The 25,323-nt window shown below is 68.7% G+C and carries 21 protein-coding genes; 12 read left to right on the top strand and 9 right to left on the bottom strand.

Annotated elements, in window-relative coordinates:
• Nucleotides 1–263: 263 nt before the first annotated feature.
• The 3 genes from AB0I34_RS42955 to AB0I34_RS42945 all read right to left on the bottom strand — a co-directional run bounded on the left by AB0I34_RS42955 (nt 264) and on the right by AB0I34_RS42945 (nt 4,150).
• A complete protein-coding gene (locus tag AB0I34_RS42955) occupies nt 264–1,862 on the bottom strand; it encodes an ABC-F family ATP-binding cassette domain-containing protein (protein ID WP_360458104.1) in 1,599 nt (532 codons plus the stop codon).
• A 156-nt stretch (nt 1,863–2,018) separates the two neighbouring features.
• Nucleotides 2,019–3,395 (bottom strand): HAMP domain-containing sensor histidine kinase, encoded by a 1,377-nt coding sequence (locus AB0I34_RS42950; protein WP_360458101.1) that lies wholly within the window; start codon nt 3,393–3,395, stop codon nt 2,019–2,021.
• Between the two features lie 71 nt (nt 3,396–3,466).
• Nucleotides 3,467–4,150, bottom strand: a complete 684-nt coding sequence (locus AB0I34_RS42945) for a response regulator transcription factor (protein WP_360458098.1) — start codon at nt 4,148–4,150, stop codon at nt 3,467–3,469.
• Between the two features lie 167 nt (nt 4,151–4,317).
• Between AB0I34_RS42945 and AB0I34_RS42940 the strand changes: the two genes are divergently transcribed.
• From AB0I34_RS42940 to AB0I34_RS42915, 6 genes are all read left to right on the top strand, one after another.
• Complete coding sequence (locus tag AB0I34_RS42940; RefSeq protein ID WP_360458095.1) at nt 4,318–6,114, top strand: ABC transporter substrate-binding protein; 1,797 nt, start codon at nt 4,318–4,320, stop codon at nt 6,112–6,114.
• Between the two features lie 5 nt (nt 6,115–6,119).
• Entirely contained in the window at nt 6,120–7,100 is a 981-nt protein-coding gene (locus tag AB0I34_RS42935) for an ABC transporter ATP-binding protein (RefSeq protein ID WP_360458093.1), read from the top strand.
• Nucleotides 7,101–7,176: 76 nt separating this feature from the next.
• Nucleotides 7,177–8,190, top strand: coding sequence for an oligopeptide/dipeptide ABC transporter ATP-binding protein (locus AB0I34_RS42930; RefSeq protein WP_360458091.1), 1,014 nt, complete (start codon nt 7,177–7,179; stop codon nt 8,188–8,190).
• Nucleotides 8,187–9,113, top strand: coding sequence for an ABC transporter permease (locus AB0I34_RS42925; RefSeq protein WP_360458088.1), 927 nt, complete (start codon nt 8,187–8,189; stop codon nt 9,111–9,113). Before AB0I34_RS42930 ends, AB0I34_RS42925 begins: the two co-directional genes overlap by 4 nt.
• 2 nt (nt 9,114–9,115) lie before the next feature.
• A complete protein-coding gene (locus AB0I34_RS42920; protein WP_360458085.1) occupies nt 9,116–10,075 on the top strand; it encodes an ABC transporter permease in 960 nt (319 codons plus the stop codon).
• A 112-nt stretch (nt 10,076–10,187) separates the two neighbouring features.
• Complete coding sequence (locus AB0I34_RS42915; RefSeq protein ID WP_360458082.1) at nt 10,188–11,180, top strand: 2-dehydropantoate 2-reductase; 993 nt, start codon at nt 10,188–10,190, stop codon at nt 11,178–11,180.
• On the opposite strand, the gene AB0I34_RS42910 is transcribed toward AB0I34_RS42915, so the two are convergent.
• A complete protein-coding gene (locus AB0I34_RS42910; RefSeq protein ID WP_360458079.1) occupies nt 11,157–12,059 on the bottom strand; it encodes a GNAT family N-acetyltransferase in 903 nt (300 codons plus the stop codon). The genes AB0I34_RS42915 and AB0I34_RS42910 overlap by 24 nt on opposite strands.
• Before the next feature lie 103 nt (nt 12,060–12,162).
• Between AB0I34_RS42910 and AB0I34_RS42905 the strand changes: the two genes are divergently transcribed.
• Nucleotides 12,163–13,044, top strand: a complete 882-nt coding sequence (locus AB0I34_RS42905) for an NAD(P)/FAD-dependent oxidoreductase (RefSeq protein ID WP_360458076.1) — start codon at nt 12,163–12,165, stop codon at nt 13,042–13,044.
• Here the strand turns inward: AB0I34_RS42905 and idi are convergent.
• Nucleotides 13,039–13,596, bottom strand: a complete 558-nt coding sequence (gene idi, locus AB0I34_RS42900; protein WP_360458073.1) for an isopentenyl-diphosphate Delta-isomerase — start codon at nt 13,594–13,596, stop codon at nt 13,039–13,041. The genes AB0I34_RS42905 and idi overlap by 6 nt on opposite strands.
• A 236-nt stretch (nt 13,597–13,832) precedes the next feature.
• On the opposite strand from idi, the gene tyrS reads away from it, so the two are divergent.
• Both tyrS and AB0I34_RS42890 read left to right on the top strand, forming a co-directional pair.
• Nucleotides 13,833–15,035 carry a tyrosine--tRNA ligase gene (tyrS, locus tag AB0I34_RS42895; protein WP_360458070.1) on the top strand — a complete coding sequence of 401 codons (1,203 nt, stop codon included), beginning with the start codon at nt 13,833–13,835 and terminating at the stop codon, nt 15,033–15,035.
• Between the two features lie 4 nt (nt 15,036–15,039).
• Entirely contained in the window at nt 15,040–16,227 is a 1,188-nt protein-coding gene (locus AB0I34_RS42890; RefSeq protein WP_360458067.1) for an aminoglycoside phosphotransferase family protein, read from the top strand.
• Here AB0I34_RS42890 and AB0I34_RS42885 read toward each other — a convergent pair.
• Nucleotides 16,205–16,849 carry a methyltransferase domain-containing protein gene (locus AB0I34_RS42885; RefSeq protein WP_360458064.1) on the bottom strand — a complete coding sequence of 215 codons (645 nt, stop codon included), beginning with the start codon at nt 16,847–16,849 and terminating at the stop codon, nt 16,205–16,207. The two genes, AB0I34_RS42890 and AB0I34_RS42885, sit on opposite strands and share 23 nt — an antisense overlap.
• A 91-nt stretch (nt 16,850–16,940) precedes the next feature.
• Between AB0I34_RS42885 and AB0I34_RS42880 the strand changes: the two genes are divergently transcribed.
• Together AB0I34_RS42880 and AB0I34_RS42875 are read left to right on the top strand one after the other, a co-directional pair.
• Nucleotides 16,941–17,768 carry an NAD(P)H-binding protein gene (locus tag AB0I34_RS42880; protein WP_360458061.1) on the top strand — a complete coding sequence of 276 codons (828 nt, stop codon included), beginning with the start codon at nt 16,941–16,943 and terminating at the stop codon, nt 17,766–17,768.
• Between the two features lie 41 nt (nt 17,769–17,809).
• A complete protein-coding gene (locus AB0I34_RS42875; protein WP_360458058.1) occupies nt 17,810–18,166 on the top strand; it encodes a hypothetical protein in 357 nt (118 codons plus the stop codon).
• Here the strand turns inward: AB0I34_RS42875 and AB0I34_RS42870 are convergent.
• The 3 genes from AB0I34_RS42870 to AB0I34_RS42860 are packed head-to-tail and all read right to left on the bottom strand — an operon-like array spanning nt 18,153 to nt 23,502.
• Complete coding sequence (locus AB0I34_RS42870) at nt 18,153–18,686, bottom strand: isochorismatase family protein (RefSeq protein ID WP_360458055.1); 534 nt, start codon at nt 18,684–18,686, stop codon at nt 18,153–18,155. The two genes, AB0I34_RS42875 and AB0I34_RS42870, sit on opposite strands and share 14 nt — an antisense overlap.
• Nucleotides 18,683–20,329 (bottom strand): family 43 glycosylhydrolase, encoded by a 1,647-nt coding sequence (locus AB0I34_RS42865; RefSeq protein ID WP_360458052.1) that lies wholly within the window; start codon nt 20,327–20,329, stop codon nt 18,683–18,685. Before AB0I34_RS42865 ends, AB0I34_RS42870 begins: the two co-directional genes overlap by 4 nt.
• The gene (locus AB0I34_RS42860) at nt 20,326–23,502 is read right to left on the bottom strand and encodes a DUF2961 domain-containing protein (protein ID WP_360458049.1); all 3,177 of its coding nucleotides are present in this window, start codon (nt 23,500–23,502) and stop codon (nt 20,326–20,328) included. Before AB0I34_RS42860 ends, AB0I34_RS42865 begins: the two co-directional genes overlap by 4 nt.
• Before the next feature lie 179 nt (nt 23,503–23,681).
• Here AB0I34_RS42860 and gndA point away from each other — a divergent pair, with 179 nt between their 5' ends.
• Complete coding sequence (gndA, locus tag AB0I34_RS42855; RefSeq protein WP_360458046.1) at nt 23,682–25,121, top strand: NADP-dependent phosphogluconate dehydrogenase; 1,440 nt, start codon at nt 23,682–23,684, stop codon at nt 25,119–25,121.
• Nucleotides 25,122–25,323 lie beyond the last annotated feature (202 nt).

The following is a 25,323-nucleotide window of genomic DNA, read 5'->3' as shown; positions in this document are numbered from 1 at the left end:
GTTGGCCCCACCCAGCCCCGTCCGATGGGTTGACCCACGAGATGGTGGGTTGGCCAACGGCACGCGGGTGGCCAACCCACCGGCGGCTGGGTCAGCCCACCAGATGGGGCGGGGGTCGGGCCAGGTTGACCCCCAGCCCCCGTCCGATGGGTTGACCCACGAGATGGTGGGTTGGCCAACGGCACGCGGTTGGCCAACCCACCGACGACTGGGTCAGCCCACCAGATGGGGCGGGGCTGGGGCGGGGGTGGGGTGGGGTGGGGTCAGGCCAGTGAGACCAGGTCTAGGTAGTCGTCGGACCAGAGGTCCTCGCTGGCGTCCGGGAGGATCAGGACCCGGTCTGGCTGCAGGGCCTCGATGGCACCCTCGTCGTGGGTGACCATGACGATCGCGCCCGGGTAGCTGCCGACCGCGCCCAGGACCTCGTCCCGGGAGGCCGGGTCCAGGTTGTTGGTCGGCTCGTCCAGCAGCAGCACGTTGGCACCGGAGTGGACCAGCCCGGCGAGTGCCAGGCGGGTCTTCTCCCCGCCCGACAGCACGTGGGCCGGCTTGTCCGCGTCGTCACCGCTGAACAGGAACGAACCGAGCACGTTCCGGACCTCGCCGTCGGTCAGCCCGGGAGCGACCGACGCAAGGTTCTGCCGAACTGTGCCGGCCAGGTCCAGGGTGTCGTGCTCCTGGGCGAAGTACCCGAGCCGCAGCCCGTGACCGGGCACGACGCGGCCCTCGTCCGGCTCCTCCCGGCCCGCGAGCAGCCGGAGCAGGGTGGTCTTGCCCGCGCCGTTCAGCCCGAGAACCACGACCCGGCTCCCCCGGTCGATGGCGAGGTCGACGCCATTCAGCACCTGGAGTCCGCCGTACGCCTTCTTGAGTCCGACGGCGGTCAGCGGTGTCTTCCCCGACGGCGCCGGAGCGGGCAGCCGGATACGGGCCACTCGCGCGGCCCGGCGTACCGGCTCGAGGTCGGAGAGCAGCTTGTCCGCCCGCCGCGCCATGTTGCGCGCGGCAACGGCTTTCGTCGCGCTCGCCTGCATCTTCTGCGCCTGGGTGTGCAGGACCGCGGCCTTGCGTTCGGCGGTGTTGCGCTCCCGGGTACGGCGACGCTCGTCGGTCTCCAGCTGTTCGAGGTACTTCGTCCAGCCGGTGTTGTGGATGTCGATCGTGACCCGCAGCGGATCCAGGTGGAAGACCCGGTTGACGGTTGCCTTGAGCAACTCGCGGTCGTGGCTGATCACGATCAGGCCGCCCGGGTACGACAGCAGGAACGAACGCAGCCACAGCACCGAGTCGGCGTCGAGGTGGTTGGTCGGCTCGTCGAGCAGCAGCGTGTCGTGCTGCGCGAACAGGATCCGGGCCAGCTCGACGCGACGGCGCTGGCCGCCGGACAGCTCGCCGACGGGCTGCTCGAGGGCGCGGTTCGGCAGGCCGACGCCGGCCGCCAGCCGGGCCGCCTCCGCCTCGGCCGCGTACCCGCCGCCGGCCTGGAACTGCGCCTCGGCCCGCGCGTACGCCGCCATCGCGCGCTCCTGCGCGTCGCCGGTAGCAGTGCTCATCGCGGCCTCGGCGTCGCGCAGCTTGCGGACGGCGACGTCCAGGCCACGGGCGGACAGGATCCGGTCCGTGACCGTGACGGCGGGGTCAGCTGCGCGCGGGTCCTGCGGCAGGTAGCCGATGGAGCCGGACACGCTGATGGTCCCGGTGGCCGGGCGGTCTTCGCCGGCCAGCGTCTTCAGCAAGGTGGTCTTGCCGGCGCCGTTACGGCCGACGAGCCCGATGCGGTCGCCGGGGCCGACGTGGAACGACAGGTCGGACAGCAGCAGATGGGCGCCGACGCGAATGTCTACACCGTTGACGGTGATCATGATGGTTACTCTCCGTGATAGCCAAGGGACGCACTTCAGGTACGGAAGCGGGTCCCGCAGCTAGACACAGAGGCAAGTAGCCATAAACCCAAAATACCCACCACCCCCCGCCACGTCATCCGATTAACCGCGCAGGTGGGGCGGAGGGCTGGTGGGTCAGGTGGGTTTGGCGGGGAGTTCTACTACGAAGCGGGCGCCGCCGGAGGGGTGGGTGGTGACCTGGATGGTGCCTTGGTGCCATTGGACGTGGCGGGCGACGATGGCCAGGCCGAGGCCTACACCGCGGCCCCGGCCGCTGGTCTCGCCGCGGCCGAAGCGCTGGAAGATGCGTTCGCGGTCCTCGGGCGCGATCCCGGGACCGGCGTCGTCGACCGTGATGATCACGCCGAGTCCACCGGCCTCGACGCCGACACCCTTGCAGCCGCCGGCGTGGTCTTCGGCGTTCTCGACCAGGTTCGCGATCACCCGCTCGAGCCGGCGCTTGTCCGCTTGCAGCGTCAGCCCCTCGGCGTCCGGAGCCACCGTGGTCACCTCACGCCCGGCCGTCGCATCCGCCGCAGCCCGGACGAGGTCGGCGATCCGCACGATCTCCCGACTGCCCTGATCACCACCGTCGTCCCGCGAGATCTCCAGCAGATCGATCACCAGCCGCCGGAACCGGTCCAGGTCGTCGCCGAGCAACTCGACCGGCTCACGCACCGCCGAGGGCAGTTCGGCCCGATGGTTCTGGATCAACTGCATCGAGTTGAGCATCGTCATCAACGGCGTACGCAACTCATGGCTCACGTCACCCGCGAACCGCGCGTCCGCCGCCACCCGCCGTTCCAGATCCGCCGCGGTCTGGTTGAACGATCGCGCCAGCCCGCCCAGGTCGCGGTCGTTCTCCGCCTCCAGCCGCGCATCCAGCCGCCCGCGCGCCACCGCATCCGCCACCTTGGTCAGCGCCGCCAGCGGCCGCAGCGCCAGCGTGCTCGCCAGCCGCCCGACCGCCAGGCCGATCATCGCGGTCACGATCGCCGCCGCGACGAGCGTGATCTTCAACGTCCGCAGCGTCCCGTCGAGACTCGCCAGCGGGTGCCACTCGAAGAACGCCGTACCCGGCACCTTCATCGGTACGCCGACCGCCAGCACGTGCTGCCCGCCCACGGTGAGCCGGCGGCTCGCCGCCGTACCGTTGCGGACCGTGGTGACGAGATCGATCGGCAGGTCCGACGGCTTCCCGGTCAGGGAGTACCAGGTGTCGTCGTAGTAGACCATCGAAGCTGCGGCGTCCGTGGATGGCAGGCTGGTCAGCAGATTCGTCACGCTGACATCCGGGTTCGGCGTCAGGCTGCCGCACTCGGCCTGCTCACGCACCGGCCGGCACGGCTGTGGCGCGCCGAACAGCCCGTAGTGGAATGCGGCTGCGTTGTCGGCCGTCTCGACCATCGCCGAGGACTCGCGCTGCTCGGTGAGGTAGTCGGAGACGACGCCCCAGGTCACCAGCGCCAGCACAGACGACAGTCCGAGCGCGAGCAGGCCGTAGGCCACCATCACGCGCCCGCGCAGGCCGGGCCTGAGACCCGTCCGGCGCCATCGCCGCCCCAGTCGCCGTCGCCGCAACGTCAGCTCACCAGTCGATAGCCCAGGCCGCGGGCGGTGACGAGATGCTTCGGACTGGCCGGGTCGTGCTCGATCTTCAGCCGCAGCCGGCGGATGTGTACATCGACGATCCGGCTGTCACCGAAGTACCCGTAGCCCCACACCTTGGACAGCAGTTGCTCACGGCTCAGCACCTTGCCCTCTGCGCCGGCCAGTTCGGCGAGGAGCTTGAACTCGGTCCGGGTCAGCGGCAGCACCGAATCGCCGCGGGTCACCTCCGCCCCGGGGACGTCGATCGTGAGGTCGCCGACCACGAGTACGTCGGGCTGGCGGGCATTGGCCGGCTCCACCCGGCGCAGCAGCGCCCGGATCCGGGCCGACAACTCCTTGGCAACGAGCGGTTTCGTCACGTAGTCGTCGGCACCGGCCTCCAGCCCGGCGACCACGTCGTGACTGTCGGTGCGCGCGGTCACCATGATGACCGGCACGTCGCTGGCGCGGCGGATCTCCCGGCAGACCGTGAATCCGTCCCGGTCCGGCAGCATCAGATCCAGCAGCACCACGTCCGGTGGTTCCCGGCGCAGCGCGACCAGAGCGTCGTACCCGTTGGCCGCCTCGGCGACCTGGTACCCCTCGTCCTCCAAGGCGAGCCGCAGCACCCGGCGGATGCGCGGCTCGTCGTCGACCAGCAACAGGCTGTGTGGCACGGACCCAGTGTCCCGCACCACCGGAGCGCGCGCCGGTTACGGCTGTCATGAATCCGTCATGTTCGTGCGGGCCCCGGGTGACAACCTCTTGACGCTTCGGTAACCCAGCCTCCGGGGTCGGCGCCACGGTCCTAGCTTCGGCGCTATCGAGTCCCGGAGGAGGACCAATGGCCAGAAGACGGCTGGCGGCAGTATCCCTTGCCGCCGTGGCGGCGCTCGTCGCGCTCGCCGCATGCAGCAACGGTGGTGGATCACCGTCCGGATCCGGAGGTGACGCAGCCACACCGGTCAGCGGTGGCACCCTGAACATGCTCGGGGCAGGCGACGTCGACTACATGGATCCGAACATCAGCTACTACTCGGTCGGCTACCTGAACCTGCGGATGTGGAGCCGGCAGCTGTTCACGTACCCCGCGGAGCCAGGTGGCAAGAACACCGCACCGGTCGCGGACCTTGCCACCGACATCCCGACCGCCGCGAACGGCGGGCTGAGCGCGGACGGCAAGACGTACACGATCAAGATCCGGCCCGGCGCGAAATGGGGCACGTCCCCGGCCCGCCAGGTGACGGCCGCCGATGTGGTCCGCGGCGTCAAGCGGACCGCGAACCCGGTACAGCCGTTCGGCGGCATCCCGGACTTCGCCAACCTGATCGACGGCTACAAGGCGTTCGCCGCCGGCTTCGCCAAGGCGCCGAAGACGGTCGCCGGGATCCAGGAGTACATCGACAAGACGGCGCTGCCCGGTGTGGTCGCGAAGGACGACACCACCGTCGTCTTCCACCTGACCCAGCCGGCGACGTACTTCGTCGACATGCTGACGCTGCCGGCCTTCTCGCCGGCCCCGGTGGAGTCGCTGAATTACCTTCCAGCCAGCACCGAGCTCGGCAACCACTTCCCGTCCGACGGTCCGTACAAGGTCGACTCGTGGGTTCCGACCAAGTCGATCAACTACTCGCGCAACCCCGCCTGGGACGCGGCCACCGACCCGGTCCGCAAGGCCTACGTCGACAAGATCGTGGTGAACGAGACCGTCACCCAGGACTCGATCCAGCAGCAGTTGCAGACCGGTACGCCGACCGCCGACATGGAGTTCGACGTCGCACCGCCGCCGTCGCAACTGCCCGCGCTGCAGGCCAAGAAGGACCCGAACCTGACCATCGGCGACACCGCGAGCTCGAACCCGTACGTCGTCTACAACACCGTCTCGCCGAACAACAACAAGGCGCTGGAGAACCCGAAGGTCCGGCAGGCGATCAGCTACGCGATCAACCGGGACCATGTCCTGCAGGTGCTCGGCGGCAAGACGCTGAACCCGCCGCTCACGCACGTACTGCCGGACGTCATCACCGGCTCGAAGCAGATCGACCCGTACCCGTACGACCCGGAGAAGGCCAAGCAACTGCTCACCGAGGCCGGGTTCCCGCATCTGACGCTGAAGTTCCTCTACCGCAACGCGACCGAGGGCAGCAGCAAGGGCTTCCAGACGATCCAGCAGGACCTGTCCAAGGCCGGCATCACCGTCACCGGCGTACCGTCGCCGAACGCGGACTTCTACGTGAAGTACCTGCAGGTGCCGGATGTCGCCCGGCGCGGTGTCTGGGACCTGTCGCTGGCCGGCTGGGGCGCCGACTGGTACGGCAACGCGGCACTGTCGTTCTTCAACCCGTTGTTCTCCGGTGAGCCGTCGTTCCCGCCGGTGGGCAGCAACTTCGGCCTCTACAACGACCCGGAGACCAACGACCTGATCCAGCAGGCGATCGCGGCACCGACCACGGACGCGGCCGCCGAGCTGTGGGCCAAGGCCGACGCCCGGGTGATGGACCAGGCCGCGTTCTACCCGCTCACCAACAACAAGCAGGCGAACTACCACGCCACGCAGGTCCACAACGCCGTCTACGTGCCGTCGATGCAGAACTACGACCCGACGAACGTGTGGCTGTCCAAGGACAAGCAGGGCGGCTGAACCTCATGGCCCTGCTTGAAGTAAGGGATCTTCGGGTCTCCTTCGACACCCCGGACGGCACCGTCCGCGCCGTCCGGGGCCTGTCGTTCGACGTCGAGGCCGGACAGACGCTGGCGGTGGTCGGCGAGTCCGGGTCGGGCAAGAGCGTCGCCACCCAGACCATCACCGGTCTGACCCGCGGCGCCCAGGTGTCCGGTACGGCGTTCTTCGACGGGACGGATCTCATCAGCGCGGACCAGTCGACCCTGCGCAGGTTGCGCGGGGCACAGATCGGGATGATCTTCCAGGACCCGCTGTCCAGCCTGCACCCGCAGTACCGGATCGGCTGGCAGATCGTCGAGATGATCCGGGCGCACGACACCGTGATCAGCAAGCAGGCGGCCCGGCAACGGGCCGCCGAGCTGCTCACCCTGGTCGGCATCCCGCGGGCGTCGGAGCGGATCGACGACTACCCGCACCAGTTCTCCGGCGGGATGCGGCAGCGGGTGATGATCGCGATGGCGATGGCGCTCGACCCGGCGCTGCTGATCGCGGACGAGCCGACGACCGCGCTCGACGTGACCGTGCAGGCCCAGGTGCTGAACGTGATGCGCCGCCTGCAGCAGCAGTTCGGTACGGCGATCATCCTGATCACCCACGACCTCGGCGTGGTGGCGGAGATGGCCGACGAGGTGGTCGTCATGTACGCCGGCGCGGTGATGGAACGGGCACCGCGCCGCGACATCTTCTACCGCAACCACCACCCGTACACCCAAGGCCTGCTGGCATCGCTGCCGGCCCGCAGCGGCGACCGGTTGACCCCGATCGCCGGCAGTCCGCCGAGCCTGATCAGCCTGCCCGCGGGGTGCCCGTTCGCCGCCCGCTGCCCGCACGTGTTCGACAAGTGCCACACCGAGGCGCCGCCGCTGGCCGACGTCGGTGGCGACCCGCGGCATCAGTCGGCCTGCTGGCTGCCCCACACCGTGAGCGAGGCGATCGCGTCATGAACGAGCGAAGCGAGTTCATCAGAAAGCACAGCACGCTCGGAGCCTCATCCGCGCCCGGAGCGAAGCGAGGACGTGGATGAGCAACGTACTGCTGAAAGTCGACGACGTCCGTAAGGAGTTCCCGACCCACTCGAAGGAGGTGGTCCATGCGGTCGACGGGGTCTCTCTCGAGGTGCGCAAGGGCGAGACGCTCGGGCTGGTCGGCGAGACCGGTTGCGGCAAGTCGACGCTGGCCCGCTGCATGGCCCACCTGTACGACGTGACCTCGGGCTCGGTCTGGTTCGACGGGAAGGAGATCAGCACGCTGTCGCGGCGGGCGATGCGACCAGTACGCCGCGAGGTGCAGGTGATCTTCCAGGACCCGTACGGCTCGCTGAACCCGCGCCGCCGGGTCGGCTCGATCATCGGTGACCCGTTCGCCATCCACGGCATCGCGTCCGGGCCGGAACGGAAGAAGAAGGTCCAGGAACTGATGGAGCTGGTCGGGCTGAACCCCGAGCACTACAACCGGTTCCCGGCCGAGTTCTCCGGTGGCCAACGGCAACGGATCGGCGTCGCCCGAGCGCTGGCGCTGCGGCCGAAGCTGGTGATCTGCGACGAGCCGGTGTCGGCGCTGGACGTGTCGATCCAGGCGCAGATCATCAACCTGCTGGCCGATCTGCAGAAGGAGTTCGACCTGACCTATGTGTTCATCTCGCACGACCTGTCCGTGGTCCGGCACGTGAGTGACCGGATCGCGGTGATGTACCTGGGCAAGATCGTCGAGCTGGCGCCGACGCACGAGTTGTTCGGGCAGACGCGTCACCCGTACACGCGGGCGCTGTTGTCCGCGTTGCCGGTGGCCGATCCGGACACGGCCGACAGCCGTGAGCAGATCATCCTCGGTGGCGACATCCCCGCCGCGACGAACCCGCCGGAGGGGTGCAGGTTCCACACGCGGTGCCCGAAGGCGCGCGCCGACTGCGCCGCGGGCGAGCCGCCACTGATCTCCGTCCTCGACGACCAGCACGACCACCGGACCGCCTGCTTCCATCCGCTGACGATCGGCGAAGACCTGTCGACCGCCGTACCGGACCTGAAGGCATCATGACCACGGCCATCGAGATGGTCGATGTCCTTGACGAGCCCAAGGCGATCGAGGGCCGCAGTCCGTTCGTGCTGGCGTTGCGACGGCTGCGCAAGGACAAGGTCGCGATGATCTCGCTGGTCGTGATCGTGCTGATCGTGCTGATGGCGGTCCTCGCGCCGGTCTTCGCCGCGATCACCGGTCATCCGCCGAACGAGCAGTACCGCGACATCGGGCTGACCCCGGACGGGTTGCCGCGCGGGCCGAACGGGACGTTCTGGCTCGGCACCGACGACCTCGGCCGGGACATCCTGGTCCGGATCGCGTACGGCGCTCGCGTCTCGCTGCTGGTCGGCGTCATCGCGACCGCGATCACCGTCGCGATCGGCGTGGTACTCGGGCTCGCGGCCGGGTTCCTCGGCGGGGTCGTCGACACGGTGCTCGCGCGGCTGATCGACGTCGTCCTGTCCGTGCCGTTCCTGCTGGTGGCGATCGCGCTGGTGTCGGTCACCGGGCCGAGCCTGACCGTGACCGTGCTGGTGATCGGGTTCTTCAGCTGGGCCTCGGTGGCCAGGATCGTGCGTGGGCAGGTGCTCTCGCTGCGCGAACGCGAGTTCGTCGAGGCGGCCCGGTCGCTGGGGGCGGGCGACGGGCGGATCATGTTCGTCGACGTACTGCCGAACGTGCTGGCGCCGGTGATCGTCTACACCACGCTGCTGATCCCGGTGGTGATCGTGACCCAGGCGACGTTGTCGTTCCTCGGGCTCGGACTGCCGCCGCCAACGGCCGACTGGGGCGGAATGATCAGCGCCTCGCAGAACTACTACACGACCGCGTGGTGGTTCATCCTCTTCCCCGGCCTGGCGCTGCTGATCACGACGCTCGCGTTCAACCTGTTCGGTGACGGGGTCCGGGACGCCTTCGACCCCCGCGCAGATCGGACCTAGTGATGGCTGTTTTCCTCCTCCGCCGGCTGGGTCACGGACTCCTGGTCCTCTGGCTCATCACGGTGGCCGTGTTCGCCCTGTTCTTCGTTGCCCCGAGCAACGTCGCGCAGACGCTGGCCGGCCGGCAGGCGACGCCGGAGACCGTTGACCTGATCAAGCACCGGCTCGGGCTGGACCTGCCGGTGTGGAAGCAGTACCTGCACTTCGTCGAGAACGCGCTGCACGGCAACCTCGGGTACGACTACTACCACCAGGTGCCGGTGACCACGATCATCGGGACCGCGTTGCCGATCACGGTCTCGCTGGCGCTCGGAGCCGCCGTACTGTGGTTGCTGCTGGGCGTCTTCAACGGGGTCATCTCCGCGGTGCATCCACGGTCGCTGGCCGATCGCGGGCTGACGCTGTTCTCGCTGTTCTTCTACTCGTTCCCGTCGTTCCTGCTCGGATTGCTGTTGCTGTACTTCCTGTACTTCCGGCTGACGCTGGCCGGATTCCACTGGTTCCCGGCAGGTGGGTACTCCCCACTGAGCGCCGGGGCCGGCGCCTGGTTCCAGCACCTGTTGCTGCCGTGGGTGGCTCTGGCTTTGTTGCTGGCGGCCACCTACACCCGGCTGACCCGCGGCTCGATGCTCGACGTCCTCGGCGAGGACTACATCCGGACCGCTCGCTCGAAGGGCATCCGGGAGAGCCGGGTGATCGTTCGGCACGGTCTGCGCAGCGCGCTGACTCCGGTGGTCACGCAGTTCGGCATCGATCTGGGTCAGCTGATCGGCGGCGTCGTCGTCATCGAGACCGTGTTCAGCCTGCCCGGCCTCGGGCAGACCGCGGTGACGGCGATCAACCAGCAGGACCTCCCGGTCATCATCGGGATCGTCCTGTTCGCCTCCGCCGCCGTCGTGGTCGCGAACATCCTGGTCGACATCGCCTACGCCTTCCTGGATCCGCGGGTTCGACTCCACTAGATGTACCGGAGGACAGGAGGTAGTGGCCGGTTGGTTGGCCTTTCAGGGGTGGGCCAAGCGGAACCGCGCCGGTCAGTACTGACTACCTCCTGTCCTTCGGTACGGTGGTGCCGTGTCGATCGTGGTGTACGGCGCGGGCGGGATCGGCTGCTACGTGGGCGGACGGCTGCTCGCGGGCGGGGCCGACGTGGTCTTCGTCGGGCGGCCGCGAATGGCGGCCGAGGTCGCGGTCCATGGGCTACGACTGACCGACTACCTGGGTGCTGATCTCCGGGTTGCCGATGTTCGCTACGAGACCTCGCCCGCGGCGGCGGGAGCGGCGGATCTGGTCCTGCTGACGGTCAAGTCGGCGGCGACCGGGACCGCGGCCGCCGAGCTGGCCGGTGTGCTCAAGCCGGGCGCGATCGTGGTCAGCTTCCAGAACGGCCTCCGCAACGGTGACGTCCTGCGGGAGCGGCTTACGGACCAGGTCGTGGTGCCCGGGATGGTTCCGTTCAACGTGCTGAACCGTGGCGAGGGAGTCTTCCACCAGGGCACCGCGGGTGCGCTCGACGTCCAAAGCCATCCGGGCCTGGCGCCGTACGTCGAGGACTTCGCGCGAGCGGGGCTGCCGCTGAAGCAGCATGACGACATCCTGCCGGTGCAGTGGTCGAAGCTCCTGCTCAACCTCAACAACCCGATCAACGCGCTCTCGGATCTCCCGCTGCGCGAGGAGCTGTCCCAGCGCGCGTACCGCCGCTGCCTCGCCGCGGCTCAGGCCGAGTCACTCGCCCTCCTCGCTGCGCACGGCATCGAACCGGCCCGGATCCTGGCGGTGCCGATGCGCCGCTTCCCGGCGGTCCTCCGCCTGCCCGACTTCCTGTTCCGCCGGTTGGCCGGCTCGGTCCTCGCGATCGACCCGCTCGCCCGAACCTCCATGTGGGAAGACCTCAAAGCCGGCCGCCCGACCGAGATCGACTACCTGAACGGCGAGGTCGTCCGCCTGGCGGAGTCCCTCGGCCGCAGAGCTCCGGTCAACGCCAAGCTGATCGAGCTGATCCACAAGGCCGAGACCAACCACCACCCCTGGCCCGGCCCGGAGCTACTCCGCGAACTGCAGCGGTAGCTTCGCCTTGACATCGACGCTCACGATGCCGTAGGTGAACCCGAGGTGCTCGTTCAGCCGGCGCATGTTCTCGTTGCCGCGCTGGGTCCAGGTGTAGATCTCGGTGATCCCGTGCTCGGCCGCCCAGGCCATACTCGTCCGCTTCAAGGTCGCGGCGACGCTCTTGCCGCGCCAGTCCGGATGGACGGCGGTGTAGGCGACCTCAGCCCGCTGCGGTTGGTCGGTGTCGAGCATCAACCCGGCGACCCCGATCACGTCGTCATCGACGACGGCCAGGAACATCGCCGCCGGGTCGTTGATCCACTCGGTCTCCCACTCCTCGGCCGAGACGTCCATCGGTGCCGGCACATCCAGGTCGGGAAGGGTCGGCACCGCCACCTGCTCGTAAGCCTTCGCCCAGAGCTCGGGCCGCTCGGCCACGGTCACGATCCGGTACGCCGTCGGCTGCTCCGGCCACGGCTCGGTGCCGATCCGGCGGAGCTGCTCGACCTGGCGGTTCACCTCGGTGAAACCGAAGTGATCGGCGAACGCGAGCGACTCCTCGTCGTCGACCGAGCAGCCGGCGAATTGATGGCCGTGGGCAACGGCATGCTCGGTCAGCGCACGCAGCAGCTCGGTGCCCGCGCCCTGCCGGCGCGCCTCGGGCCGGACCCGCGGCTTGAGAGCCGCACGAGTCGCCTCGTTGGAGCGATCCGACACCCCACAGCCGACGACCGCATCGTCCATCACGGCCAGCACCATCAGCCGCCCGGGCTTGTCCATCTTCTGCAGCTCGGCCACACTCGGGCACCGCTCGTACGGCTGCACCGCGAGCCGCACCGCACGCCAGTCCTCGTAGTCCCGCTCCGACTCGACCGGCCGGATCACGATCTCACCCATGCCCCCACCTTGCCCTACCCGGACCTGGTGCGCACTCGATTTCATCGTCTCGTTATTTGAGCCAGTTCTTCTCGAATCGTGGAGGCAGCGGCAAGATGGCGGTGTGATCGACACAGCGGTGATCGGTGGAAGTGTGGCGGGTCTGCAGGCGGCCCTGACCTTGGGACGGGCGCGGCGGCGAGTTGTGCTGTTCGACGACGGGAAGGCGCGGAACCGGACGGCCGAGCACGTCCACAACTTCCTCGGCGTCGAGGACACCGCACCGGGCGAGTTGCTCGCGCTGGGGCGCCGGCAACTCCGGGAGTACGACGTCGAGGTGCGGGACACGCGGGTCGAGGACGTGACCGCTGACGGCGACCGTTTCGGCGTCGAGGGTGAGCGGGTGCGGTCCGTGGTGCTGGCGACCGGGCTCCGGGACGAGCTGCCGGATGTGCCGGGTGTGTGGGAGTCGTGGGGTCGATCGGTTGTTGCCTGTCCGCACTGTCATGGCTGGGAGGTCCGTGACGAGCCGCTCGTGCAGCTCGGGATGCGCGGGCTGCCGGACCGCTCGGTTGCCCGGGCGCTGTTACTCAGCAGGTGGAGCAACGACGTCGTCCTGTGCACCGACGGCGACGAACTCGGCGCCGATCACCTGACCAAGCTCGACAAAGCCGGCGTGACGATTCGCACGGAGCGAGTCGAGGCCGTTCAGCCAGCGGAGAACGACGTACGCGTGCTGCTGAAGGGCGGTGACACGTTGCTTCCACGGGCTGTGTTCGTGGTCGTCCGGCAGCATCAGCAGAGTGATCTCGCGGTGAACCTCGGCTGCGACGTAGTGGACGGCGCGGTCGCCGTCGACAGCTCCGGACGGACCAGCATCCCTGGTGTCTACGCGGTCGGTACGACGGCCGTCCCCGCCCTCTTCGCGATCGGCGCTGCCGGGCACGCGAGCACCACCGCGGTTGCCCTGCACGCGGACTTGCTCGACCGCGACCTCAGCTCATGACCGCGCAGCAGGTGGCAGGAGCGCAGGATCCCCGACGGTCCACTCCCCTGGCGCCCCGTTGAGCTCGTCCAACTGCAGCAGGCACCACGGCGACAGGCCCGGTACGTCGCGCATGTCGGACCATTCGACCCAGCGGTACGACGCCACCTCCGCGGGATCGGGCGTGGGATCGCCGGACCACCGGACCCGGTACACCGGGCACATCTCGTTCTCCACCACGCCCGTCGGCATCTCGGCGCGGTAGCGGAACTCAGGCAGCACCAGCTCGACGCCGTCCGCCACGATCCCCAGCTCGTCGGCGAGCCGGCGCCGTACCGCGTCCGGGACCGGTTCTCCAGGAAGTGGATGCCCACAGCAACTGTTGGTCCAAACCCCGGGCCAGGTCGGCTTGGTCAGGGCGCGCTGGGTCAGTAACACTCGACCGGCGTCGTCGACCACGTAGCTCGAGAACGCCAGGTGCAGCGGGGTCGCGGAGTGGTGCACCGTTGCCTTGGCCTCGGTCCCGATCGCCCGGCCGGCATCGTCCAGCAGCACCACTCGCTCCACCGTCACCCCCCGAGGGTAGGCGGATACCCGGCTGCGGGCCCAATGCGCCGGTGCTACTCTGACGCCGTGATCAAGCGACGCGTGGCATATCGACCGGCTCTGGGAGGGGCCGGCATTCGGTAGTCCCCACAACTCGCTCCACCCAGAGCCTCCGAGGCAGGAACCGACCGGGTTCCTGCCTCTTTCCGTTGCCGGAGGCGCTGTCGTCGCGAGGTGCCTCCAGACCTGCTGAGAGGGCCCTCATGAACGACCCGACCACGGTGATCGACCGATTACGCCGTACCACCGACTCCATCGTCGGCGAGGCCTACCTGCGTGAACGACTGACGTCCGGGCGGCCGTTGCGGATCAAGTACGGCGTCGACTGCACCGCACCGGATCTGCATCTGGGCCACGCGGTCAACCTGTGGATGATGCGGCAACTGCAGGACCTCGGCCACCAGGTCGTGTTCCTGCTCGGCGACCTGACCACCCGCGTCGGCGACCCGACCGGGCGGTCCGAGACCCGGCCGGTGCTGACGCCGGAGGAGATCGAGGTGAACGCGACGTCGTTCCTCGAGCAGGTGTCACTGGTACTGCGGACGGATCCCGCGGTGTTCGAAGTACGGCGGAACTCCGAGTGGTACGACGGGATGCGGGTGGCGGAGCTGCTCGGTCTGTTCGCGCAGGTCACGCATGCCCAGCTGATGGCGCGGGACATGTTCCGGGAGCGGGTCGCGGCCGGGCGGGAGATCGCGGTCCACGAGCTGGTGTACCCGGTGCTGCAGGGCTACGACAGTTTCGCGATGCAGAGCGATCTGACCATCGTCGGCACGGACCAGCTGTTCAACGAGCAGCTCGGCCGGCACTTCCAGCAGCGCTTGGGCGCGCCGCCGCAGGTGGTGATCACGACCACGATCACGCCGGGTCTCGACGGACGGGCGAAGCAGTCGAAGTCGCTGAACAACTACGTCGGGCTGACGGACCCGCCGCGGGAGAAGTTCGGCAAGCTGATGAGCATCCCGGACGACCTGGTCGAGCCGTACGCCCGCGTCTACACCGAACTCCCGATGGACACGGTCGCCGCACTCGGCGCCGCAGCCGCACACGGCGGTCCGCAGGCCCGCGACGCCAAGCTCCGCCTGGCTGCTGCCGTGGTGACGCGCTACCACGGCGCCGGCACGGCGAAGGCCGAACTGGAGGCGTTCCGGCGGACGTTCTCCGACCGCAATCAGCCCGAGGACATTCCGGAGATCGTCGTCGACAGCACTGTGACGACTGCGCTCGACCTCCTGCGCGCGATCCGGCCCGGCGACAGCAACTCCGAGCTCCGGCGGCTGATCCGGCAGGGCGCCGTCACCATCGACGGCACCCGGGCGGACGACCCGGCGGAGGCCGTCGACCTGGGCGCCGGCGTGGTGATCAAATCCGGCGCACGCACATGGCACCGGGTCAGACGACACTGATCACGTGGAGACGAAGACGGTCGAGGCATTGGTCAGCGTCGGGCAGCGCTACGCGGGCCGGGTGCCGGCGTTCGAGGTGGAGCCGGCGTGGTGGTCCGAGGTCGAGGGCGTGACCCGGCAGCTCGACCAGCTCCTCAGCGTCCGGACCATGGTGCTACGGCTCGTGCACGCGGACGAAGCGGTGGTCGGTCGCGGTGGCCGGGTCGTCTATCACGTGCAGGCGCTGGGCGAACCGCGCGCCGGCGTACTGGACGAGACGCCGTACGACGGATGGGACGCGATCGTCGCACCCGATCCGCTCCGGGCGACGTGGGCCGAGGTGGACGGACCGGGCCGGCTGATCGAGTGGGCGCGAGGCATCATCGGCCCGCTCGATCCGGTCCAGGTCAAGACGTGGAACCTGTCCTGTCTGATCCGCTTCCCGGGTGCCTGGGCGAAGGCGACGAGCCGGTTCTGCAGTATCGACGCCGATATCATTGATCACATCCACCGGTACGACGCTCAACTCGCACCGACTGTGCTCGGTACGTCGGCCGGCGACCGCTGGTCCCTGCTCGCCCACGCGCCCGGGGTCGACTGCTGGCAGCCGGATCCGCCGACGATCGAGGACGTGGTCAGCCGGTGGGTCGACGTACAAGCCGAGCTTGCGGCGGAGGTGGACGAGCTCGACGCGCCGGTACTGCGACCGGAGCACCTGGCGGATGAAGTGTCCCGGCTGCTGACCATCGTCGCGCTGCCCGGTGATGACGCGCTCGCCGTTGAGGAGCTGCTGACGAAGCTGCCCGGCGTCCTGTCCGAATTGGATGCGTCGGGTCTGCCGATCACGCTCGTACACGGCGACTTCCATCCGGGCAACTGGCGTTCGGACGGCACCAACCGGGCGATCGTCGACTGGGCGGACAGCTTCGTCGGCCATCCGGCCATCGACATCCAACGGCTCCGCGGATGGATGCCGCAGGCACAGGGCGATCACGCGGTCGAGGTCTGGTCGGCGGCCTGGAAGCGCCGGATCCCGAACAGCGAACCGTTCCGGGCACTGCAGCCGATGACGGTGCTCGGACGTCTGGTCGGGGCGGTCATGTACCAGCGGTTCCTCGACAACATCGAGCCGGACGAACGCGTCTACCACGCGGACGACCCGCGCACCGAACTCCAGGCCGCGGTCGCGGCTATGCGGGCTTGCGGGTGGTGACGAGCCAGGCGGCCGACGGGTAGTCGAGACCCGGGCCGACCTGGATGCGCTCCTGCAGGGATTCGCATTCAGGCGTACGGAAGCCTGCGGTGGTAAGGATGTGCGCGACCCGTGCAGGGTCGGCGAACGCGAACGGACCGGGTACGTCGAGCGGCGGCGTGGTGCCGGTGGTGAGTTCGGCGTACCACGGGTTCCGGCTGGGCGCTTGCCAGACCAGGAGTGCGACGCGCCCGCCCGGACGCAGCGCTCGCGCGAGATTGGTGAAGGCCGCGATCGGGTCGGCGAAGTCCGTGCAGCCGGTGCGGCTGAGGAGGACATCGAAGGTCTCGGTCTCGAAGGCATGCACCTGTGCGTCGGCCGGCACGAACGTCGCAGTGACCGCGCCGGTCTCCTCCGCACGACGGGTCGCCTCCGCCAGCGCCTGCTCCGAGAGGTCCACGCCGACGGCGGCGCCGGAACCCGCGAGCCAGGCGGCGGCGCGCGTCGTACCGCCGGTTCCGCAGCCGATGTCGAGAACGCGATCACCGTCCCGGATGGCGGCTGCCCGGAGCAGCCAGTCGTCGTACCGATACAGGCTGTTCTCGGTCAGCCCGGTGCCGCATGCGAGGTCGGTGCCGCTCATCCTGGTCCCCTTTCGTTGCCTTGCTGTACGGATCAGCGAGCAATCCGGTTCATGTGACAGGCTGTCGCCTCGAGCCGAAGGGGTGGTGCGCATGACAATCCTGGTGACCGGCGCGAGCGGTAACGCGGGCGGTGCGGTGGTGCAGTCGCTGGCAGCCGAGGGGATCGCTGGCCGGGCGCTGATCCGGTCCGACACACCCCTGCCGAGCGGGATCAATCCCGTGCACGGCGATCTGAACAAGCCGGACTCGTTCGCCGACGCACTGGACGGGGTGTCAGGGATTTTCCTGCTCAGCGGTTACGACCGGGTCCAGGAATTGCTCGCGAACGCGGTCCGGGCGGGAGTGCGGAAGGTCGTGCTGCTGTCGAGCAGTTCGCTGGCCGGCAGCGATACGTCGAACGCGATCGCCGGGTATCACCAGGCGGCCGAGGAGGCGGTGAGGGCATCCGGTCTGGAGTGGACGTTCCTGCGGCCGAACTCGTTCATGTCCAACACGCTCCGCTGGCTTGATCAGATCCGCGCCGGTGATGTGGTGCGGGTTCAGTTCCCCGACGTACCGATCGCGACGATCCATCCGCAGGACATCGCGGACGTGGCCGTCCGTGCGTTCACTGCCGATGACCAGGCTGGGGCGATCCTGCGCCTCACCGGTCCGGTCGCACTCACTCCGCCGCAGCAGGTGGAGATCCTGGCCGAGGCGATCGGCCGGGGGTTGACGGCGTACCCGATGAGCCGGGCGGAGACGCATGACGAGCTGCAGGCCTCGATGCCTGCGCCGTACGCCGAGGCGATCGAGGGCTTCTTCGGGGACGGGATCATTGACGAGACGACGGTCAACGAGACGGTCCGGCAGGTGACCGGGCGAGTGCCGCGCACGTTGCAGGACTGGGTTCGCGAGAACGCAGGGCTGTTCGCGTAGGCGCACTGGAGCGGGTAGCGTCGCGGTGAGGAGGTCTCGCGGTGAACCAGTTGCTGGACCGGGTGCGGCAGTTCTGGCTGTCCCGTCATCCGCGCACGCGGGCACTGGCCGTGCTCGCGCCGTTCATCGCGCAGTACCACGCCATGACCGGCCACGATCTGACCAACCGGGTCCTCGGGGACAGCGTGATCCTGGGCCTCGCCGCGATGTACGGCGCCCTGCCGCGAGCCGCCGAGCAGAGCGCCGAACGCTGGCTGGCCGAATGCGCCGTAGCCGTCGACCGCGCCTCGAACACGCACTGGCAGCTCAATCAGCACGCGAACGACCTGCTCCCCGAGGTCTCCGAGGCGATCTGGCGCCGCCTGCACTACCTCGATCCAGGCACTAGGCGGGGCTGAGCGCTGCGACGTACTCGGTCCCGGTGCAGACAGTGCCCAAGCGCGGGAAGATATAGGACACCGCGAAGTCGTGGGCCTGCTGGTCGAGGCCGGTCATCGCGTCGGTGAGGTAGACGGTGTTGTACCCGAGATCGTCCGCGGCCCGGCCGGTCGACTCGACGCCGAAGTTGGTCGCGATCCCGGCCAGCGCCACGGTCTCGATCCCGCGCGATCGCAGTTCGTCGTCCAGACCCGTCCGGCCGAAGGCTCCGATCGTTCGCTTCACGATCTCGAGGTCACCCGGCTGCGGGTCGAGATCTGGTGCGAGCCCACTCCCCTCCGGCTGCGCGTCCAGCCCCGGCCGCTCGACCCGGACGTTGACCACCAGCCCGCCGACCGACCGCGTCGCCTTCGCCAGCGCCACGCATCGCTCGAGCACCATCGGTCCGGCCAACGGTGCTGTGTCGAGCGCGATGATCCGCGGCATCAGATCGATCAGGACGAGGGCAGTACTGCGGGGATCCAGGCTGAGCGTGGTCACGTACCGACACTAGCGGCCAGGGAATCCGCGAAGGCCACGTCCCGCTCGGTGCCGGAGAAACCGAGACGCCAGCGGCCGCCGTCGTACTTCCCTGGTGGGAGCGCGCGTCCGCCCGGTTGCCAGAGTGGTTGCCAGGCGACCCCGCCGTTCGACGGGTCGTACCAGTGGTTGTCCTCGGACCAGGCCGAGCCCGGCCGGTACGCCGTCACCACGCTGAGGCCGGGGGCTGTCGCCATCGACCATCGAGGCAGTCCTGCGACGTCGCCGTCGCGGCCGAAGCCGCCGGGGTCACCTTGGTCGGGCAATGCGGAGTCGACGTTCAGCGCGACCTCCCAGACGGGTGCGTTCGTTGGTGCCTTGACCGTCCAGGCGAGCCGGGTGTCGAACGTTGTCGGGCCGAAGTCGAATGTCCAGTCCGCGGCGACCGGCTCATCGCCGAAGGGGATGCCGCGTAGCGTCAACGACGTTCGGCGCGCGTCCACGTGGGCAGCCGGGCCGCTGAGGTCGGTGGCGCCGAAGTTCCCGACCGCCAGGTAGGGCGCGGTCGAGCGTCCGGTCGAGTCCAGCGCTGGGCGGTAGTTTCGGCGCCCGGTTGGGTCGACGTCCAGACCAGTGAGTGCTGCTCGGGGGCTGGTCTCGATGGTCGCTCGGTAGTGGTTGGTGGTCACCACGCGGCCCTTTGTCACCTGCAGCTCGGCGAAGTCGAGCGGCGCGATGAACAGGCCGCCCTTCCCCCAGCCAGCTCCGGTGACGTACCAGTCCTGGCCGTCCTGCACGACCTCGGCCGCGTGCGCCGGGATCGTACCGGCGAGCTGATCGATGGTGAAGTGCAGCGGATCCTCGCTCTTGTAGACCTTTGTCGACTCGTAGCCACCGTCACAGCAGACGAACAGGTACCAATCCGTTCCACGCTGGACGACGAACGGCGACTCGGTCGGGCCACCGAACGTCCCGGTCGACGGGTGCTGGAACGCTGTCCGGCGGTCGCTCCAGTGCTTGAGGTCGGTACTGGTGCGGTAGGCAACGATGTGGTTCCCGCCGGCCGGCGTCGAGTTGGCGGTGTAGTACATCACCCACTGGTCGCCGACCTTGCGCACCATCGGGTCACGTCCGTCGAAGCCATCGGTGAACAGCGGGTTGGCCGCATCACGGGTCCAGTGCACGAGATCGGTCGACGTCGCCAGATGCATCCGGTACGCCGTGTGGTCCGGCGTACCGGCGGCATAGAACATGTAGTAGGTGCCCTCGTCGTACATGACGTACGGCGCCCAGATGTGGCTCTCCCCCGCGGCCGGGTCGGCGACTAGCGCCGGCTCTTGCTTCGTCCACGGACCGTTCGGGGTCGGCGCCGTTGCGTGGCCGAAGCTCTTCTCGTCGAGCGGGTTGGCCGGCTCTGCGTGGGTGATCGCATACACATGCCAGGTCCCGGTCGCGCGGTCCTGCACCAGAGTGTGGTCGTTGTAGTACCACGGCTCGGCCTCGCCCACGCTCGGGTCGTAGACCTTCGCGAATTCGCCGGCCGCGACGACCTTGTCGACCTTCACGTACGGCGTGATCCGCACAGGCTCGGGCGATGCGGCGGACTGCAACGGCACGGTGAGGACAGAGAGGCCGATCAATGCGGCGAGGAGTTTGCGGATCATGAGTTGAGCTCCAGATCGAGCAGGTCGACTCCGACGAGGAACCCGGTGGCGGCTGGGTTCTTGCCGGTCAAGGTGATGACGAGTTGGTGGTTACCAGCAGTAAGTTGCGCCGTTCCGAGGCCGAGCTGCTGCGTGCTGACTCCGGATGCGGCGTAGCCGTCGAAACTCACAGCTGTGCCGCCGTCGATCTGTACGTCGGCGATGCCGTAGTCGCCCGCCTTGGTCAGCACCGTCGAGAGGTTGTACGAGCCGGTCGTCGGGACGCTGAAGCCAAGCACGACCTTGTCGCCGGCCTTGGTGGCGTGGATCCAGGCCTGCGATCCGCCCGACCAGCTCACGCCGCAGCAGTTGCCCTGCGGGTCGACCGGCACCGTCGACGACACCGGCGGCAACATTGACTCGCCCTCGAGTCGCATCGTGTTGCCTGTGGATCCCTGCGCGGCGGCGGACTTGCCGCTCTGATGACCGGCGAGGTCGACCGCGGCGACGCGGTAAGACCAGGTCTCGTTCAGCCCGAGACCGCGGTGCACGAACCCTGGCAGCGGACTGGTGCCGATCAGCTTCTCGGCATCTCCCGCCTTCGCACCGTAGATGGTGTAGTGCGCGATTCCGCTGTCGTCACTCGCGTCCGACCAGGTCAGGCTGATCGCGTTGTCGGCCCGGCCGGTGGCTGTGAGTCCGGTCGGCTGCGCCGGACCGCGCTTGTCGTCGTACGGGAGGACCAGCGATTGGACGACGTACGACGATGCGGTCCAGCTCGGGCCGGCGGGCTTCAGTTCGATGTCGAGCTTGGTCCGGCCGAAGGTGAGTGCCGCAGGCAACTGGAAGTTGTCGTCCAGCCAGCGCTGGTGATCGTTGCCGAGCGGCTGCAGCCAGGTGCCGGCGTCCTTGCCGTCGACGAACATCTGGGCTGACTGGCCGGCGACGTTCTGGTCGCTCGTTCGGCGCAGCGTCACGCCGCGGTTGACCGGGTCGGTCTTGACGCTGAAGCGGATGGGTTGGGTGGTGGCCCGGACCTGGTCGGTCAGGGTCGTGTCGTCGTGATCGCCTTCGTACACCGAGCTGACGTCGTACGTCTGCGGGTTGGTGTCGGCGTACGCGTGCTGCTCGCGGCTGGTCGCGGAGCCGGTGTCGATTCGGTCGGTCTCACGGGCGCCGAACTTCGCGGCGGTGTAGAGGAATGCGGTCGAGCCGTAGATCGCCGGGTGGTCGTCCTGCTGGCCGTGCTCGATGCCGAAGTCGAGCTGGTTCTGGAAGGCGACGGAGTCGGTGATGTGCAGCCGCCAGGCGCCGTCGCACTCGTTGGCGCAGAATCCGGCCCGGACCTCGTGGGCGGAGTTGCCGTGGAACGGCGTCGAGTACGTGCCGGCGTTGAAGTACCAGCCTGACTCGTAGTAGTCCTCGGTTCCGGTGCCGTGAATCGCCGGGGTGCGCTCGCCGTCGACGTACACCCGCTCGTCGCCCTCGAGGTAGCCGCGGGTGTTGCCGTCGGCAAGCAATCCCTCCATGGTCTGGGAGACGCCGACGAACTTGCCGCGGCCGGCGACGTCGGCGAAGTTCCAGTCACTGCCCTGCGTGGTCTCGCGTCGCTGCGAGATCGCGCTGAAGTAGCCGGTCTTGCCCGTCGCCAGGTCGACCGCCTTGCGCGCGTCCTTACTCGAAGTAACTTCGGCCTGACCGTTCAGCGGGTACGCCGAGGTGTTGACCAGGCTGACCGTGGCGCGGGCGGCGTACGGCATCGGCCACCAGGACGAGTACCAGCCGTCGGGGTCCATCCCGAAGAACAGCGAGCGGACCGGGTTCTCGCCGAGGCCCGAGCCGAAGAACTCGCCGATCGGGGCGTCGACCCGCTTCTCGCCGTCGATCGTCACCTGGACACGGACGCCGGCCAGGAGCGAGTCCGACGGCTTCACCCGGGCCGCGTCTTCCTCGGTGGCGGCGTACGCCATCGCGTGCGAGCCGCTCCAGTTCTGCTGGGTGATCTCGTAGCCGTGCGCCTGCTCGTCCGCGACGTGGTCCGGACCGACGTCGAGGGTGTCCGTGCGCTTCGCCGTACCGCCGACGATCGAGTCGGCCCAGTAGGTGAACTCGTTGAAGTCGAGGTCGGACGAGACGAACTGGTTGGTGATGGTGATCTCGGACTTACCGGCAGTAAGTTCGGCCGGGAGGTCGACGGTCTGATCCGCCCACTGCGCGCCCTGAGCCTTCAGCGGCGCCCACTCGCCCGCCTCGGTGCCGTCGACGAGCACCTTCGCGCGCTGGTTGCCGATCCGCAGATCCATCCTGCGGATCAGCTTCACGCCGGTGTTCGCCGGGTCGAGCTTCATCGTGAACTTGCTGCCGCCGACGAACGCGCGCCCGTCGTCCGCGAAGGACTGCAGGTCCAGCCCTTCGATCTCGGGCAGCTTGAGCCGGAGCGCGCTGACCTCGCCCGGATCGTGGACGTCGGCCAGCGTGATTCGTTTGCCGGGGGCAAGCTTCACCGAGGTCGCGGTGGTCTTGCTGTTCGGCTTGGCCGGCTTCGGGTCCTTCGTGCCGGCCGCCTTCAGCAGGGCGACGACATCCTCGGCCTTGTCGCTCGGGTCGAACGTGCTGACGCCGTTCGCGTCGGGGAACTGGCGGTAGTCGACGTGGTAGAAGAACGGGTTGGTCTGGGTGGTGATCCGCATCGAGGAGCGGTACGGCATCGGCACCCGGATGTAGACGCCACCGCTGGTCTCGACCCCGTTCGCGACCAGCGGGAACGTGAACGGCGCGCCGAGCTTGCCGTCGACCACGTCCTGCAGGGACGCGTGCAGCACCTGCTTGCCGTCGAGCTCGACGGTGATCGTGCCGGTCTTGCTGACATTGCCCTCATCACGGGTGAACCAGATCGACGCGACCTCACCGGGACCGCTGTCCTCGGCGATCACGCAGCCGTCGGCGGTGGTGCGCAGACAGGAGTACTTGCCGTCGAACCCGTCGTTGTTCGTACCGTCCCGGCCGAAGCTGGAGAACTGTTTGGTCCGGACACCGGTCTGCAGTTCGGGGAGCCGGTCCAGGTCGCGATACACCTGCCATCCGACCGGTCCGTTGTCGTTCCCGGCGTACGTCGTACCGGATGCCGTCGAGGCGTTCACGGCGGAGAGAGCGAGCAAGGCGCTGACAGCGAGCGCGGCAACACGACGGAACATTGGGCGGCCTTCCGGCGGTGTCGGAAATCGATTTCTCAGATGTCTACCATCGATGCACAGCGGTTGAGAAGGGCTCGGCCACGTCGAATTGCCCCGTCCACCGATCGGGCCCGCCGACGAACAGGCTTGCCGGGCGCGCCAGACTGGGTCCGCACACACCTTGACCTGCGGGAGATTCGATGAGTTCTGCTCCAGCCCAGATCGCCGTCACCGGCCTCGCCGTGATGGGCCGCAACCTGGCCCGGAACCTCGCGCGCAACGGGTTCCGCGTCGCCGTCCACAACCGGTCGAAGGGCCGCACCGACGCCCTGATCCAGGAGTTCGGTCACGAGGGCGAGTTCGTGCCCGCGGACGACCTTCCCGCGCTGGTCGCGTCGCTGGAGCGGCCGCGCAAGATCATCATCATGGTCCAGGCCGGTCCGGCCACCGACGCGGTCATCGACGAACTCGTCCCGCTGCTGGAGGAGGGCGACATCGTCGTCGACGCCGGCAACGCGCACTTCCTCGACACCCGTCGCCGGCAGGACGCCCTGCAGGCCCAGGGGCTGCACTTCGTCGGCAGCGGCGTGTCCGGCGGTGAAGAGGGCGCACTGAACGGCCCGAGCATCATGCCCGGCGGCTCGGTCGAGTCGTACGCCGCACTCGAGCCGATGCTGACCAAGATCGCGGCCCAGGTCGGCGACCAGCCCTGCTGCGTACACGTCGGCCCGGACGGCGCCGGCCACTTCGTGAAGATGCTGCACAACGGCATCGAGTACGCCGACATGCAGCTGATCGCGGAGGCGTACGACCTGCTCCGGCACGTCCTCGGGCTGTCACCGACGGAGCTGGCCGACGTGTTCCGGGACTGGAACACCGGCGACCTCGAGTCGTTCCTGATCGAGATCACCGCCGACGTACTCAGCCAGACCGACCCGACCACCGGCGGTGCGTTCGTGGACGTCGTACTGGACCAGGCCGAGCAGAAGGGCACCGGCCGGTGGACCGTGCAGTCCGCGCTCGACCTGGGCATCCCGGTGAGCGGCATGGCCGAGGCCGTGTTCGCGCGGTCGCTGTCCGGTGACGTCGTACGGCGGTCCGCGGCGGCCGGCGTACTCCCGGGGCCGGCGTCGGAGAAGGCCGATGTCGATCGGGATGCGTTCATCGACGACGTACGGCATGCGCTGTACTCGTCGAAGCTCGTGGCCTACGCCCAGGGGTTCGACGCGATCCGGGCTGCCAGCGAGCAGTACGACTGGGACATCGACCTCGGTGCGATGGCGACGATCTGGCGCGGCGGCTGCATCATCCGGGCGCGCTTCCTGGACCGCATCAAGGAAGCGTACGACCGGAACCCCGCGCTGCCCTCGCTGCTGGTGGACGACTACTTCAAGGAAGCCGTCGCCAACGGACAGGAGTCCTGGCGCCGGGTCGTCGCGACGGCGGCCCAGGTCGGCGTACCCGCCCCCGGCTTCTCCGCGGCCCTGTCCTACTACGACGGCCTCCGCGCAGAACGGTTGCCCGCAGCCCTCATCCAAGGCCTCCGCGACCTCTTCGGAGCCCACACCTACAAGCGAGTGGACCGAGAAGGCACCTACCACCTCGAATGGTCCGGCAACCGCACCGAAACCCAGTCCTGAGCTACAGATCTCGGTGATCCGGTTGGCGACCGCGCAGGGACGCGGTCCTGAGCTCGGCGGCCAGCGCCAGTACGGCGGCTGGCCGCCTCGGTTCTCCCCGCCCCCGAGCGAAGCGAGGGGGCGGGGGTCGGGTTCGGGAACCCGGTCGCCGACGTCGAGTTCCGGGTCGCCTACCGGTACCGGAACCGGGTGCTGACGGTGG

Source organism: Kribbella sp. NPDC050281, from assembly GCF_040655855.1.
Classification (GTDB): domain Bacteria; phylum Actinomycetota; class Actinomycetes; order Propionibacteriales; family Kribbellaceae; genus Kribbella.
Note: the sequence above shows the minus strand (reverse complement) of the source record. Positions and strands in the feature narration are given on the sequence as shown.

Excerpts from the sequence above, each read along its gene's own strand:
- AB0I34_RS42920 (WP_360458085.1), top strand. The coding sequence starts at position 9,116 with ATGGCTGTTTTCCTCCTCCGCCGGCTGGGTCACGGACTCCTGGTCCTC.
- AB0I34_RS42865 (WP_360458052.1), bottom strand. The coding sequence starts at position 20,329 with ATGATCCGCAAACTCCTCGCCGCATTGATCGGCCTCTCTGTCCTCACC.
- AB0I34_RS42940 (WP_360458095.1), top strand. The coding sequence starts at position 4,318 with ATGGCCAGAAGACGGCTGGCGGCAGTATCCCTTGCCGCCGTGGCGGCG.
- AB0I34_RS42860 (WP_360458049.1), bottom strand. The coding sequence starts at position 23,502 with ATGTTCCGTCGTGTTGCCGCGCTCGCTGTCAGCGCCTTGCTCGCTCTC.
- tyrS (WP_360458070.1), top strand. The coding sequence starts at position 13,833 with ATGAACGACCCGACCACGGTGATCGACCGATTACGCCGTACCACCGAC.
- AB0I34_RS42885 (WP_360458064.1), bottom strand. The coding sequence starts at position 16,849 with ATGAGCGGCACCGACCTCGCATGCGGCACCGGGCTGACCGAGAACAGC.
- AB0I34_RS42935 (WP_360458093.1), top strand. The coding sequence starts at position 6,120 with ATGGCCCTGCTTGAAGTAAGGGATCTTCGGGTCTCCTTCGACACCCCG.
- AB0I34_RS42950 (WP_360458101.1), bottom strand. The coding sequence starts at position 3,395 with ATGGTGGCCTACGGCCTGCTCGCGCTCGGACTGTCGTCTGTGCTGGCG.
- AB0I34_RS42955 (WP_360458104.1), bottom strand. The coding sequence starts at position 1,862 with ATGATCACCGTCAACGGTGTAGACATTCGCGTCGGCGCCCATCTGCTG.
- AB0I34_RS42925 (WP_360458088.1), top strand. The coding sequence starts at position 8,187 with ATGACCACGGCCATCGAGATGGTCGATGTCCTTGACGAGCCCAAGGCG.
- AB0I34_RS42880 (WP_360458061.1), top strand. The coding sequence starts at position 16,941 with ATGACAATCCTGGTGACCGGCGCGAGCGGTAACGCGGGCGGTGCGGTG.
- gndA (WP_360458046.1), top strand. The coding sequence starts at position 23,682 with ATGAGTTCTGCTCCAGCCCAGATCGCCGTCACCGGCCTCGCCGTGATG.
- AB0I34_RS42910 (WP_360458079.1), bottom strand. The coding sequence starts at position 12,059 with ATGGGTGAGATCGTGATCCGGCCGGTCGAGTCGGAGCGGGACTACGAG.
- AB0I34_RS42930 (WP_360458091.1), top strand. The coding sequence starts at position 7,177 with ATGAGCAACGTACTGCTGAAAGTCGACGACGTCCGTAAGGAGTTCCCG.